This is a genomic window from Arenibacter echinorum, from assembly GCF_003259375.1.
GTDB lineage: Bacteria > Bacteroidota > Bacteroidia > Flavobacteriales > Flavobacteriaceae > Arenibacter > Arenibacter echinorum.
Genome location: NZ_QLLN01000007.1, coordinates 205,500 through 220,729 on the forward strand (window position 1 = coordinate 205,500; position 15,230 = coordinate 220,729).

Genomic DNA, 15,230 nt, shown 5'->3' on the forward strand with positions numbered 1-15,230 from the left:
TTGTTTAATTCTGCTTTTCTTTAAATCTTTATCTTTTGGTAATGCAGGCATCCGCATTCATAATGGTGTTGGCCACTACCGCATTGGCAGCTACCAAAGCCTTATCATCACCATTCTCCAATTTAAATTCACCCGTATTCAGCCATCCTTTTGTTCTTTCCAAATTGGTCGCGAATTTTTTATATTCATTCTCCTGAAGTTCAAGCAGTAATTGCAGCTCATCCTCCTTAATTTTCCGACCGGTAAGCTGTCTGAAAACATTGGAAATGGCCAATTTTATATCGGCTGAATCGCTCATACGCTTACCCAAAACTCTGGATGCTTCAATATAAGTGGGATCATTAAGCAATACCAAAGCCTGTAGCGGGGTATTGGTTTCCTGTCGCTGAATGGTACAAACATCTCGCGCGGGAGCATCAAAAGTGGCCAAGGTAGGATGCGGCACGGAACGTTTCCAGATGGTGTACATACTTCTTCGGTACAGTTTATCCCCCGTATCCTGCCTATAGGTAGCGTTATTCACCCTCCATAGCCCTTCCGGTTGGTAAGGACTTACACTTTCTCCTCCTATGGTTTTGTTCAACAATCCAGAACTCGCCAAGGCATTATCGCGTAACATCTCTCCGGACAGCCTTTTGGAAGGTCCTCTTGCCAAAAGTCTGTTGTCGATATCCATTTCCATCAATTCCTCACTTACCATGGAAGATTGCTGATAGGTATGAGACATCACTATCAATTTTTGGAATGCCTTAACATCCCATCCAGAGTCCCTAAATTTTAAGGCTAGCCAATCCAGTAATTTGGGGTGACTAGGCATTTCGCCCTGATTCCCAAAATCCTCCGAAGTCTTTACCAGGCCATACCCAAAGTAGTGCTGCCAAAACCTGTTCACCGCCACTCTTGCTGTTAGGGGATGATCCTCATGAAACAACCATTTGGCAAATCCCAAGCGGTTTTTTGGATACTCTTCGGGCATGGGCAAAATAGCTTTAGGGGTGTTTGGAAACACTTCTTCTCCGCGGGCATTATACACTCCCCGATCCAAAATGTAGGACGGTACCGGTTCCGGGGTCTCCTCCATGACCATTACCTCTTTAACCTTTTCCACACTATCCACATAGCTCTTGCGCAATTCGGCCAATTTATGGTGCTGTATTTTGGTGGCTTGGGAAACCGACTTCAAATAGTGTTCCTGCAATATTTTTTTATCCCCGGACCCAAGACTAACGACCTCTTTTTTTAGTAATTCACTTAATTGAGGATCGCTTGCAAGTTGCATCACCTCCACGGCCGACAAGTCCCTTTCATACACCCTTATCTCATCTACCACAGCTCCTTTTATTCCTTTCCCCCTTAATCTTGCCCCCAATTGCAAGCCTGGTTCATTATTATTTCTAAAAAGGATGTCCTTGTACAGGTTATCAGTTTTAACGACGGTCTCCATCTCCTTACCATTAACAAACAACTTATACCCTTCAGCCTTGCTGGAGCCATCATAGGTAATGGCAAAATGCACCCATTGGTCCCGTGGAAACGTATTTTTGGCAATCTCTACAATGGCATTGTTGGGTGCTGTATGTGCCATCATAAGTTCCAATTTATTGTCCACTATCTTCAGATGATACCCACGCCAATTGTACAAAATGGCGCCATCGCCCTTGTGGAAAATATTACCATTCTGGATATTTGCAGGTATATTTGCCCATAAACCTATACTGAAGGCATCATTTCTTCCGAAAACAGCTGTCTTTCTCAAATCCAGCCAAGTATCTCCATCGAACAGAACCCCTTTGCCTTGTTTTCCCTCGGAAAGATTTATTTTTTGCCCTTCCGTACCTTCCCGCTTCATGGTTCCCCTATGCTTTGGATCGATGACATTTTGCAAACTTTGATCGTTTAGATTGAAGTAGGCCGTTAATCCGTTTGAAGGAACTTTCATCCCAATGGATTTGTATTGCTTTTCCGACAGCCAATTATCAAAATTGACAGCCACTTCCTCCTGTTCCATTTTTTCGATTTCCCCTTCTTTTTCTTGAATTAAACTGTCCATATAGGTTAACACCTTTTCCTCCTCTTCCGTGGTCATCATTAAGGTAGGTACCGGGGTGGCATCATTCCAAGAAATCTGTCCCGATTCGTTTACATTATTGAAAAAACTGGTGAGTTCATAAAAATCCTTGTGTGATATGGGATCATATTTATGATCATGACATCTGGCGCAAGCCACAGTAAGCCCCATAAACGCTTGTCCAGCTGTACTTGCACGGTCTACCGCATATTCAACCAGAAACTCTTCACTTACTATACCCCCTTCCATATTCTGTGGATGAACACGGTTGAAAGCTGTGGCCAAAATAGTTTCCCGAGTAGGTTTTTCAATAAGGTCACCTGCCATTTGCCAAGTTATAAACTGCTCATAGGACATATTTTTATTGAAAGCACCTATAACCCAATCCCGCCAAGGGGACATATCCCGATATCTATCAACACTATATCCGTGAGTGTCCGCAAAACGTGCCAAGTCCATCCAATCCAAGGCCATTTGCTCTCCATATTGGGGAGAGGATAATAATTTGTCCACTTCTTTTTCGTAGGCCTCGGGTGAAGGATCCTTCATAAAAGAATCCATATCCTCCAAAGTTGGCGGTAATCCAGTCAGATCCAGATAAAGTCTTCTCAATAATAATTCTATGTCCGCTTTTGGAGAGAACTGCAATTTATCCTGCTCCAAACGTGCCAATACAAAATTATCGATAGGATTTTGTACCTGACCTGCCTTATCCTGAACTTTTGGGACATCGTATTCTTTCGGCTTTATAAAAGCCCAATGATCTTTATATTCGGCACCCTGTTCTATCCATTTTATCAAGATTGCCTTCTCATGGTCGGACAACGAAAGATGGGAATCCGGTTCGGGCATTACATAGTTGGGATCTTCTGATATAATTCTGTGGAAAACCTCACTTTTATTTAAATTCCCAGGCTTTAAGGCAAACTTTCCCGGGGATTCCTTTAGCTCCTTATAGGCAGCTTCAGGGGTATGCAATTGAAGGTCGGCCTTTATTTTTGCCTTATCCGGGCCATGGCAAATAAAACATTTATCTGAAAGAATGGGCTTTACATGAAGATTGAAATCCACTGTCTTAGGTAATTTATCATATTCAAGAGATACCAAATCAGGTATTTCCGGACCTCCACAGGAAAAAAATAATAAAACCCAAGTGAAAATTAAAAGCTTCTTAATAATTGACATATTCGACCTATCTATTTGCTATCTTTTCAAAGATAAAATTTAAGGATTCATAATACAGGTCCAAATCAGTTTAAGTATTGCACATTTCCGACATTAACACCATGCCAAATCCTATTCCTCACTATAAAATTTATTAAATTAGCAGTGAATTAATCGGTATTTGGATAAAAATATATTGATTACTACTGTTCTAAATCCGACAAAAAATTGAGCCATGTCCAAAATTCTTCAATCCCTAAAATTAGCCCTATTGAATGTAGGTTACGCAAAACTTGGGCCCCTATGGGATTATGATGATGTTATTAGCCCATTTATTAGACTATATTACATCACCGAGGGAAGTGCCATGGTTTATCACAGTAATGAAGCAATTGAATTGAAACCTGAACACATATATATCATCCCCAGCTACACCTTTGGCAGATACAAATGTGATGAATACCACGAACAATATTATATCAGTTGTTTGGAAGAGATAAAAAATGGCTATTCCATATTTAATTTTAGCAGTTTTATTTACGAGTCAAAAGCCAATGCAATGGACTTGTATTATTTTAAGCGCTTGTTGGAACTAAATCCAAATAGGCAGCTGGAAAATAACAACCCAAAAGTATATGACAACCGACCCACACTGATGGATTTTGAAAAGAGGAACGAAGAATTAAGTCCTTCGGCCTATATGGAAACCCACGCCATTTTGGAGATATTGATATCCAGATTTATAAAGGATATGAACTCCCAATCCACAAAGAGTAATGTAAAAAAGGAATTTGGTATGGTTTTAAACTATATCCATGAAAATCTCCACGAAAATTTAACCGTAAAGCAGCTGGCCGACTTTTGCCATCTGAATACAGATTATTTTTCAAGGGTCTTCCATGAAAATTTTGGTATGCGCCCCAATAAATACATTCAGTCCAAGCGTATTGAAAGAGCACAATTGTTATTGCTTTCCACCAACAATTCCCTGAAGCAAATTGCGGAGAAGGTGGGATTGGAAAATCTTTCCTATTTCAATAGGATCTTTAAGAGTCATACCGGGGTAACTCCGGGAATTTTTAGGGAAGAGCGATTGCAAAAATAGTATTGCACACGCACCAACTCATTCATTACTGAACCTAGGATTATCAGAAAACAAAAAAATTCGGAAATATACAATCAACCCAAGAAACAAAAGAGCCACTCCAACTATCTGGAATAGGCATCTCTATCCTTTGGCATAGACCAAATCGAAATCGATAGTAACATTATCTCCAACTATTATTTGGCCGAACATTGCCGTTGGTGGTTCCATACCATAATCCTGTAACTTTATCTCCTTGCTTCCCTTAAATACATATTTCCCGTCAACTTCTTGAAATTCCGATGTTATTTCCACTGCTTTTTCAACACCAGCGATATTAAGCATCCCATGAATCTGAAAAGTATTTTCCGAATCGGAGGTATTCTTTATTTCTTGAAATTTAAAGGATACTTCAGGATGCTCTTCCATCTTTAATGCAGCATGCATCTTTTTATCCATGGCCGCCCCACGTTCGCTTTTAATTTGGGCCACCTCCACCTGAAACAATAAATTATTTACTGCTCCAGCCTTCACTTTCATGGATCCCTTCATTGAATTGGCCGTCACAGTCCAGTCGTGAATGGTAGAGGAACCATTAATTTTGAGAACACTTTCTGTGGACAGGGTATATGATTCTTGGGCATATCCAATAAAAACCAGAAATGACAATAGTATGAACAGTGTATTTTTCATGTGCTAAATTTAATGATTTGTTTTTAAAAGGTTTCTCCGCTTATTCCTACTCGTCCAACACAATTTGCCAAAACTGTTTCTGCTCCTCTTTTGATGGCTGAACTTTTGGACTCACCAATCTGAACCCAATAAAGTTGGAATCCGTATTCCACCAAAAACTTTTTGGAATCTGCGGATCCCTCTTTTGCAATTTCAAGCTGGATGCAATCCTAGCAGACGACCTAAGTGTCTTTGCATCATCGTCCCAAGACCCTCCTTTGATTACCCTGGGATGTATTACAGTAGGTTTTACCCAAGGGTTCTTGGATTCGGTAATAGCCAAAGCATTTTCCTTGTACTCATCCAAGGTCCATTCGGAGACATTTCCGTGCATATCGTACAATCCCCAAGGATTGGGCAGTTTGCTCCCCATCTTGGCATACTGATTATTGGAGTTTTTGTAATACACGGCATATTCATCAATTTTGGAAATATCATCACCAAAGGAATAGGCCGTATTGGTCCCGGCTTTGGCTGCGTACTCCCATTCCGCTTCTGTTGGCAATCTATAGAACCTCCCCGTAACGGTACTTAACCACTTACAGAACACCAAGGCGGAATATGCCGACATACTTATTGCAGGATACCCAACCTTTCCCATACCATAAGAAGGATCCTCATAGGGAGGACTAGGCCTTGTAATAGCGTCTATGCCATTTAACTTATCCGCTTCCAAGCTCTCGAACAAATTCTTGTTCTGCTTAAAGAACAACTCAAAAACCTCCCAACCCAGTTCGTATTTTCCCATATAAAAGGCATCCAATTCAACAGTTTTCATTGGGCCTTCATCGGCCTTTCTGTTTACCTGGTTCTCTGGACTTCCCATCTCAAACGTTCCTTCGGGTATCAATACCATATCAAAAGAAATATCGGTAGCCGGAATTTTTTCGGTAAAGGCCTCGTTTTCAGACAATTTGTTATCCGTTCCAGCCACAACGGCCTGACCAGATTTACAGGACTGCAAGGAAATCAATAAGAAACACAATGAGAAAACATTGGACAGAGGCAGATTAAATAATCTAGAGGCAATTCTTAGCATTTGATAAATTAGTTTAGGTTGATGGGTTAAAAATATTACAATTTTTCTAAAGAGCCATCCCTATGTCATAATATACCTCCAAAACTCAAAATTTCTAAGGTTATAACCCCTAAAACACCCTTTAATTTTTGTAATATTGAATATCAAAAAACTACACTACCATGAGAATAAAAATCTTATCTCTTATACTAATCTTCCTGATTTGCAATAGTCTTTCCTATGGGCAATTACAAAAAGTGGCCTCTGTGGAGGGAATAACGGAGTACCAAATGGACAATGGTCTTAAAGTACTTCTGTTTCCCGATAATTCGTCACAGACCATAACGGTCAATATTACCTATATGGTAGGGTCCAGACATGAAGGTTACGGAGAAAAGGGCATGGCCCACCTTTTGGAACACATGGTTTTTAAAGGTACCCCCAACCATCCGGACATCCCCAAAGAGTTGAGTTCGCATGGGGCAAGACCCAATGGAACCACGTGGTTCGACAGGACCAACTACTTTGAAACCTTTAATGCCACAGATGAAAACCTGGATTGGGCATTGGACCTGGAGGCAGATCGTATGGTAAATTCCTATATAGCCAAAAAAGATTTGGAGTCCGAGTTCAGTGTAGTACGCAATGAATTTGAAAGTGGCGAAAACGACCCTTCACGGGTTCTTATGCAGAACGTTATCAATGCCGGTTTTATATGGCACAACTATGGCAATAGCACCATTGGAAATAGATCTGACATAGAACGCGTTCCCATTGAAAACCTACAGGCCTTTTATAAAAAATTCTACCGTCCTGACAATGCAGTTTTAATGGTAACAGGCAAATTTGACGAAGCCAAAACACTGGACTTGATCGAAAAAAAGTTTGGTGAAATTGAAAAGCCCTCTACTCCAATAAGGGACTCCTATACCGAAGAACCGGCACAGGACGGCGAAAAAACAGTACAGCTCAATCGTGTTGGCGATCTACAGATAGTCTCCACCATGTACCATACCCCGGCAGGCTCACATGAGGATTATGCCGCCATTTCAATTATTGAAGACGTTCTGGCTGACGAACCTTCCGGCAGGCTCTACAAAGCTTTAATCGAGGCAAATAAAGCATCTTCCTTATGGTCTTTCTCCCCTTTTACCAAGGAACCTGGTTTTTTATATATCAACGTAGATGTACCGTCCGATAAGAATGCGGACGAAGTGGAAAAAGTACTAAAAGAAACTTTGGATGCAGTAAAAACCACACCCATAACCCAGGAGGAACTGGATCGTGCCAAAGCCAATCTTTTAAAACGAACCGATCAAATCTTTAGAAATTCTTCCTATTTAGGAACCTATATGAGTGAATTTATCGGGGGTGGTGATTGGCGATTGGCCTTTATTCAACGGGATAGAATTGAAAATGCGAGTCTTGAAGCCGTAAATGAAATTGCCAAAAAATACCTGATTACCACCAATAGAACCATAGGCCGATTTATTCCTACCAAAAAGCCCGAAAGAATAGAAATTGAACATACCCAAAATCTTGAGGCCCTTGTATCCAACTATAAAGGCAAGGAGGATATGGGTACAGGTGAAGCCTTTGATGTTTCCTATGATGCCATTCAATCCAGATTGGACCAAGGCCAACTTTCCAATGGCATTGCATACGGTATTATTAAAAAGAGTAACCGCGGAAAAACCGTCAGACTTAGTTTTAGTATTAGAAACGGAAACGAGGAATCCCTCAAGAATAAAGGGGTTGTCCCCTCTTTTACCGCAAGTCTGCTTAACAAGGGCACCCGCTCCAAGTCCAGACAACAGATCGAGGACGAATTGAGCAAATTAAAATCTTCAGTATCCTTTAGAGCTAGTAATGGGAATGTTTATGCCAATGTAGTTTCTACCGAAGAAAACCTAATGGCGACTTTGGCCCTAATGTCGGAAATGCTCAAAACCCCATCCTTTGAGACCTCGGAATTGGAAAAATTAAAAACAGAGTCCTTGGCATATTTGGAAAGTAATAAGACAGAGCCACAATTTTTGGCCTCCAAAAGATTATCCTTGATAAACAATACCTTTCCCAAGGGGCATCCCTTATACACCATGACAGTTGAAGAAGAGGAAGCAGCTATAAAGGCAATCACTATAGAGGACATTAAAAGCTTCCACAAGGCGTTTTATGGTTTGGGCAAGTCCATTCTGGTCGGTATAGGGGATATGCAGCCGGAGCAAATAAAAACCTATATGGAAAAAGAGTACGCCACCTTCAAGAGCAAAAATACCTACGCGAGGCTAAAAGATCCATTTACAAATTCCCCAGAAGTGAATGAAGACATTCTTACCCCTGACAAGAAGAATGCCATGACGCTTGGAAACCTTAACGTTAAAATTAGCCAGGACCATGAAGATTATGCTGCACTAAATATGGCAGCCACTATACTCGGAGGCGGTTTTCTAAATTCGAGGATTGCGGACAGGTTACGCCAAAAGGATGGTGTCAGTTATGGCGCAGGTGCCGGATTTCAGGCCGATTACAATGCGGATGACCAAAATTCATCCATATACTTATACGCCATTTACGCCCCAGAGAACTATGACAAGGTGCAATTAGGCTTTAAAGAGGAATTGGATCGTTTCATTAAAGATGGCATTACAGAGGAAGAATTGAAGAATGCCGTAAACGGTTGGGTGCAGGAGGAAAATGTTTCCCGGGCCAAAGATGCCGAACTGGCCGGCCTAGTAAACAACAATATTTATTACAATCGCTCTATGGAATTCCAAAAAAACTTGGAAGAAAAAGTGAAGAGTCTAACCATAAGCGATATCAATAATGCAATTCTTAAATACATTAAACCCTACATGAATTGGACGGTAATCAACGCCGGAGATTATAAGAAATAGGCCTAGCCTACAATACTGACTTTAAAAGGACAGTTTAAACATCTATGTTTGGGCTGTCTTTTTTTTTAGGACACATGGTTTTTTCCCAAATATTATTGTCCAATATCCAAAGCCTCAAATGCAATTAGCTCCCCTTCTTCAAAAACTGGAGCAACCGATATAGGATTACAACAAACCTCACAATCTTCCACATAAGTCTGTCGAGAAATGGAGGGGTCCAACAGCATAGATATTTCTTCCCAGCAATAGGGACATTGAAAGAAGTGTTCGTACATGGATCAAGAGTTTAATTACTTAAACTTTCTAGCGTCAAATGGGAGCTTTCCTCCACTTGGACTTGAATATAAATCTATCAAAATTCTACGGACAACAACTGCCCTGTTAATTGCAACAGCTGCAATTCCGCCAATTTGGCATCGTATTTTGCTAAATTCTTATTGGTCTGTGCGTTGAGCAAGTTTATCTGTGCCTGCCTAAATTCTATGGATGTAATACGTCCCAATTGAAATTGTTCCTTGGACCGCTCAAAATTATTTTGATTGGTCACTACGTTCTGTTCCTGAATTTGAAATATCTGCAACCTGTTTTCATAGATGCCCAAGGCATTTAAAATATCCCTATCTACTTCAAGTATTACTTGTTCTTTGAAGATTTCCTGATTTTCATAGGCTATTTTGGAGTTTTTAAGCCTTACGGTTGTTCCTCCACCATCAAACAAATTCCATGTAAGGCTGGCCCCCAATGCCAAATTTAAACTGTTCCTATTGCTTCCCGGTATAATTTGTCCCGGAAGAAAGGATGTGGCAGCGCTTTGGTTCAAATTCCACCCATAGCTACCGCTTAACCCCAAAGTAGGCAGGTATCCCGATCTGTTCACCTTAATATCATACTCATTTATGGCCATATTGCGCTCTGTCTGAAGTATGGCCACATTATTCTCTTTCGATTGAGCAATATAATCCTCCAACTGTAATTTAGGAATAAAACTTACTAGGGTATCCACTACAAATGTCTCATTGAGGTTTTGATTGAGCACCACATTCAAATCCCTTTTTGCATTGGCCAAGTTCTGCTGAACGTTCATTAAACTAATACTATCGTTGGTAACATCAACCTGGGCATTAAGAATGTCCAATTTGGTATTCTGTCCATATTCAAAGGAATATTCCGCTCTTTTGATCCGGTCTTTGGAAATTTCCAAGGCCTGCCTTAGAACATTCTCGTTTTCGGTAAGCCTGGCAATTTCATAATAAACACTAAATAATTGGAGAATGGTATTTTCTATGGTTTCCCTAGCTTGTAATTCTGATAATTGATACTGCTCTTTTAATCGCTTAAAATTATAGAGTCTACCCATACCATCGAACAGCGTATAGTCTATACGAAGAGCGGCATTGTAGGCTTGGGATTCCGCATCATTGATCTCCAAATCTGGCCTGGGGCTACCATTCGATTCAAATTGACCTGGGTACTCCGTATTGCTGTTAAATTCGTTATAGGTGGCACCAGCTGTACCGGTGAGGGTAGGCAAGTAACCAGAGTTGAGGATACCCGCATTATTATCCGCAATGGCCACCTGATTTTTGGCAACCTTAATTCCAAAATTGTTTTCCAAGGCCAATGATACAGCAGCATCCTTGGACAACAGCTCCTCTTGTGCACTTACAACTCCGCAAAAACCAATTAGCAGGCTTGCGATTATATATTTATATTTCATTTACTTATTGTCTTCCAAGTCATTAGATATTACGGTTTCTTCCTCTAACGAAGTTGATATTTCCGGAGAATGACCATTCTGCTCATGTTTTTCAAAATTTTGCATATGACTTTCTTCCATTTGTTCCTTTATTGCCCGTTCTACTTCTTCTTTGGTCACTTTTTTTCCGGTGATCAACCATTTGGTACCTACTTTCATTTTATTGCTAAAGGCCAAAAACAAAGGCAACATCAATAAGGTCAATACGGTTGCATACCCAATTCCATAAGCAATGGAGATTGCCATTGGTTTCAAAAATTGTGCTTGTCGACTTTTTTCCAATAGCAAAGGCGCCAAACCGGCAATAGTAGTTATGGAAGTCAGGAATATAGCCCTAAACCTAGATTTACCGGCTTCATAAATGGCATCATCAAATTTCATTCCTTCCCTAAGATTACCATTAAATTTACCAATAAGCACCAAGCCGTCATTTACCATAATTCCTATCAAGGCAATTATTCCCAACATGGACAAAACGTTGATAGGAAAATCATGGATCCAGTGACCCCAGGCTACAGCGGTGATACTAAAAGGCACCAAAATAATCAACAGCAGGGGCTGACTAAAACTCCTGAAGGTAAAGGCTATGGTAATATAGATCAACAACAAAACGGAAAGGCCCACAAATTTTAAAGACCCAAAAAGCTTAGCGGTCTCCCTGTTCTGACCTTCATAGGACGCAGTTACAGTGGGATATCTAGAATGGATGTCCGGCATTATAACCGTCCTTATTTCGTTCATAATATCGGTGGCACTTGTGGTCTTGTCATCTTTAATATCCGCAGAAACCTGAATTTCGCGCTGACCTTCCAAATGGTTAATGGCAACATCCCCTCGCACTATTACATAACTTGCAATTTCCTTTAAGGGCACCTTGCTTCCGCTGGGAGTGCTGATTCGCATGTCATCCAAATCATTGATAGACGATCGGTCAGAGCGGTCGTAACGCACCCAGACCCGAATTTCATCCTGTCCCCGTTGAAAACGTTGCGCTTGGGCCCCAAAAAATCCGGCTCGCACCTGATTCATGACACTTCTCAGATCCAACCCCATTAAATAGGCATTCTCCTTCAGCTCCAAGCGTATTTCCTTTATTCCCGCCGGATCATTGTCCGCTACATCCTTTAATAGGGCATTGTTCTGCAAAATGCTCTTAAGCTCTTTTTTTGCCTCTTTTAATTCCACTATGTTATTACCCAATAGGGAAACCGAAACAGGGCTACCCCCAAAATTTCCACCCGAACCATAGATGAGACTTTCAACTCCAACAACCGGGCCTACCAGTTCCTGCAACCTATTGGTAATCAAATCCGATCGTATAGCGTCTGGTCGTTCTTCCCCTGGCAAAAGATTAATGTCCAGCGAGGCCGTGGAGGAACCAGGCCCCACTTTTCTTATCATGTTTTCAAAAAGCTTTTTACCAGTACCCTTTAAGTACTTTTCCGTTAGCTCCTGGTCCACAATTTTAGCCTTTTCTTCAATTAAGCTAATTATCGAGTCGGTTACCCTTTCATGGGTTCCATTGGGCATTAACAAGTCTACGGATACCCGATCACTTGCTACCCGTGGAAAAAACGCAGTTCTGATAATTCCACCTCCAATGGAGCCGAAACTTAAAAACAGTAACATTACGAATATGGAAAACATCAGAATTTTATAGCGAAGCGAAAAACGGAGTACGGGGCCATATAGTTTATCCCTCATCCATACCATAAGACTATCGCCCCATTCATTGATGACCCTTAATTTTGCAAATACCTTGGCTATTCCTTTTTTAGGTTTATTATCCAATGGTTGAAGGGCTTTGGAATGGGCCAAATGGGCAGGTAAAATTATTAGAGCCTCAATCAAAGACACCACCAAGGTTAAAATTACAATTACTGAAACCTCTCCAAAAAATTCGCCTATCCTACTATCTAAAAATAGGAATATGGAAAAGGCCAATATTGTAGTGATGATGGCAGAAATAATTGGAGGCAGTACTTCCATAACACCATCAACCGCTGCCTGTATGGGAGGCTTTCCTTTTTCGTAGTTCTGATAAATATTTTCGGCTATCACAATCCCGTCATCCACCAAAATACCGATTACGATAATCATTCCAAAAAGGGACAGTACATTGATGGTTACGTCAAAGAATCCAGCAAATACAAACATTCCCAAAAATGCTACCGGTAAGCCGAAGGCCACCCAAAACGCCAATCTGGTATTAAGAAACAGCGAAAGAAAAAGGAGCACCAAAATCATCCCCATAATGGCATTTTCGGTCAACAATTGCGTGCGTTGTGTTAGTGTTACTGACTGATCACTGACCACACTCAACTTTACGTTGTTATGCTTTTGATTATACTCTTCTATATATTCCTTTACCTTTTCGGATGATGTTATTAAATCTTCCGTATTGGTACTTGTAATAGCAATATTTACAGCTAGATTTCCATTAAAATAGGTAGCATTGGGCGTTTCCGAAAACCGATCCCTTATAACTGCCACATCCTTGAGGCGTACTGTTTGCCCGGACGAATTGGCCCGGACGATGACATTTGATAATTCATTTCCGTAATACGACCTATTGTTGGCCCTGATCAGAAATTCTTCCGCGCTAGTCTTAATATTACCCCCGGTGACTAAAATATTGGCATTAGAGACGGCTTGGGCTACCTCGTCAAATGAGACATTATAAGCCAAAAGGCTATTCTCGTTCACCGCAATCTCTATTTCCTCTGCAGGATATCCGCTAATAGTTATTTGGGAGATGCCCTCCATGGCCCTGATATCGTTCTCCACCTGTCTGCCTATCTGCTTTAAAGCAGACAAACTTATATTTTCACCGCTAATGGCAAAACTAATGGTTTGCCTTACCGCCTCCAACTTGGAAACCACCAAAGGTTCCATACCCGTTGGGAACGAAGGCACCCTATCTACGGCATTTTTAACTTCCAAGAGCATAAAGTCTATATCCCTGCCCTTCTCTATCTCAACATTTATAATACCGCTGTTTTCCCTTGATGTGGAAGTAACTCGGTCCACACCCTCCAAACCTTTTAGGTTATCCTCTATCTTAAGAACAATACCTTCCTCCACTTCTTGTGGGGAAGCACCCGGATAGGTTACATTTATGCTAATGTTTTTGGAATCGGTAAGTGGGAAATATGAAGATTTTAATGATAACGCCCCTACTACACCAAAAATAATGAAAGCCACAATTATGACATTTACGGCCACATGGTACTTTATAAAATAGGCTATTATATTCCTCATTAGTTTTGATCGTTGGTTACTTGGCCATTAAATACTTTTACCAACATTCCAGCATAGGCTCCCATTACCGGTTTGGATAGAATTGTTATTCCGTCTGGCACATCTTTTAAAACTACTTTGTTATCCGAAAAATAAACCGGTTTCACGGGTATCAAATCCAAAACTGAGTCCCTGACGACATATATTTGTTCGGTTTCCAGTAATAAACTCCTGTTTATTTCAATGGAATTTGGCTCTTCCTTCGCTTTCAGATGGGCCTCTAGGTACATCCCTTCCCTTAGTTCCGGATCCTTTACCTCTATAAAAGCCGTAATGGTCTGGGAAGCCAAATCTACACGTCCATTTATCCGCGTAACTTTCCCTTGATAGGTTTTGTCATTATCAATACTTTTTAACTGCACTACTTCACCAACATTCAATAGATCGCTGTAGGTCTTGCTAATGGCGACTTCCAATTCGTAATCATTGGTATTGATAAATTCTCCCAATTTTTGCCCAGACCTGACCAAGGTACCCTCTGTGACCAACGCTTCGGTCAAAACCCCATTAAAAGGTGCCACAATTGTATATTTGGCCAAACGTTGCTCTAAATTTTTTGTAGTGTAATAATTGGTCAAAATACCTCGCCCGGAAATAAAATATTTTTCTTTGTCCGTATTCATTTCCGGAAGAGGAGGAACACTTTTATTTATATCAAAATTAGCCAGAAATGATTGCCATTTATCAAATACCTCCGGATAGTCCAATCGAAGGTCGGGCATTATGGAAGTGATTAAATTGTATAAATTACTTTTGGAGGATTGAACGTTGGCATAATATTCAGCAGCGTCTATTCTTATCAGTATTTCTCCCGCCCTATATTCCTGTCCGGGTTTAAATAATTTGTTTCCAGTTTTAAAAACCCCTTGGACCTCAGCGTAGAGCTCCACCCTTCTTTTGGCTACAAGATTTCCGTTTGCCGGAACAATTATTGGTACATTACCATTCTTGACTATCTCTACAATAACCGTTTTTACCACTTTCTCTGGTCGTGGCTTTGGAGTGGTCTTACTATTGACAATATATTTTGCACCAAAAAAGGAGCCTATTATTAGGAGGGCCCCAATAATAGATAATGCAATTTTTCTAGAATTCATAAAGGGTTTATAAGTTGGTTTGACTGCAAAACTATCTATTAGTTTAAGGGATTCTTGTTAAATGTATCTTAAAGTTCCTAAATACAGTATTAATCTAAAAAAAAAGGAATACAA

9 protein-coding genes are annotated in these 15,230 nt (G+C 40.5%); 2 read left to right on the forward strand and 7 right to left on the reverse strand.

Annotated elements, in window-relative coordinates:
* Positions 1-28: 28 nt before the first annotated feature.
* A complete protein-coding gene (locus tag LV92_RS17985) occupies positions 29-3,253 on the reverse strand; it encodes a DUF1553 domain-containing protein (protein ID WP_111624987.1) in 3,225 nt (1,074 codons plus the stop codon).
* A 214-nt stretch (positions 3,254-3,467) separates the two neighbouring features.
* Between LV92_RS17985 and LV92_RS17990 the strand changes: the two genes are divergently transcribed.
* Positions 3,468-4,337 (forward strand): helix-turn-helix domain-containing protein, encoded by an 870-nt coding sequence (locus tag LV92_RS17990; protein ID WP_111624988.1) that lies wholly within the window; start codon positions 3,468-3,470, stop codon positions 4,335-4,337.
* Between the two features lie 123 nt (positions 4,338-4,460).
* Here the strand turns inward: LV92_RS17990 and LV92_RS17995 are convergent, their stop codons facing one another.
* Both LV92_RS17995 and LV92_RS18000 read right to left on the reverse strand, forming a co-directional pair.
* Positions 4,461-5,009 (reverse strand): YceI family protein, encoded by a 549-nt coding sequence (locus LV92_RS17995; protein WP_111624989.1) that lies wholly within the window; start codon positions 5,007-5,009, stop codon positions 4,461-4,463.
* A 46-nt stretch (positions 5,010-5,055) separates the two neighbouring features.
* Positions 5,056-6,087 (reverse strand): formylglycine-generating enzyme family protein, encoded by a 1,032-nt coding sequence (locus LV92_RS18000; protein WP_111624990.1) that lies wholly within the window; start codon positions 6,085-6,087, stop codon positions 5,056-5,058.
* A gap of 161 nt (positions 6,088-6,248) precedes the next feature.
* Here LV92_RS18000 and LV92_RS18005 point away from each other — a divergent pair, with 161 nt between their 5' ends.
* On the forward strand, positions 6,249-8,963 hold the full coding sequence (locus tag LV92_RS18005; RefSeq protein WP_111624991.1) for a M16 family metallopeptidase: 2,715 nt from the start codon (positions 6,249-6,251) through the stop codon (positions 8,961-8,963).
* 92 nt (positions 8,964-9,055) lie between these two features.
* Here the strand turns inward: LV92_RS18005 and LV92_RS18010 are convergent, their stop codons facing one another.
* The 4 genes from LV92_RS18010 to LV92_RS18025 all read right to left on the reverse strand — a co-directional run bounded on the left by LV92_RS18010 (position 9,056) and on the right by LV92_RS18025 (position 15,116).
* A complete protein-coding gene (locus LV92_RS18010) occupies positions 9,056-9,238 on the reverse strand; it encodes a CPXCG motif-containing cysteine-rich protein (RefSeq protein ID WP_111624992.1) in 183 nt (60 codons plus the stop codon).
* A 77-nt stretch (positions 9,239-9,315) separates the two neighbouring features.
* Positions 9,316-10,680, reverse strand: coding sequence for a TolC family protein (locus LV92_RS18015; protein WP_111624993.1), 1,365 nt, complete (start codon positions 10,678-10,680; stop codon positions 9,316-9,318).
* Complete coding sequence (locus LV92_RS18020) at positions 10,681-13,980, reverse strand: efflux RND transporter permease subunit (protein ID WP_111624994.1); 3,300 nt, start codon at positions 13,978-13,980, stop codon at positions 10,681-10,683.
* Positions 13,980-15,116 (reverse strand): efflux RND transporter periplasmic adaptor subunit, encoded by a 1,137-nt coding sequence (locus LV92_RS18025; protein ID WP_111624995.1) that lies wholly within the window; start codon positions 15,114-15,116, stop codon positions 13,980-13,982. The genes LV92_RS18020 and LV92_RS18025 overlap by 1 nt, the downstream gene beginning before the upstream one ends.
* Between the last annotated feature and the right edge of the window lie 114 nt (positions 15,117-15,230).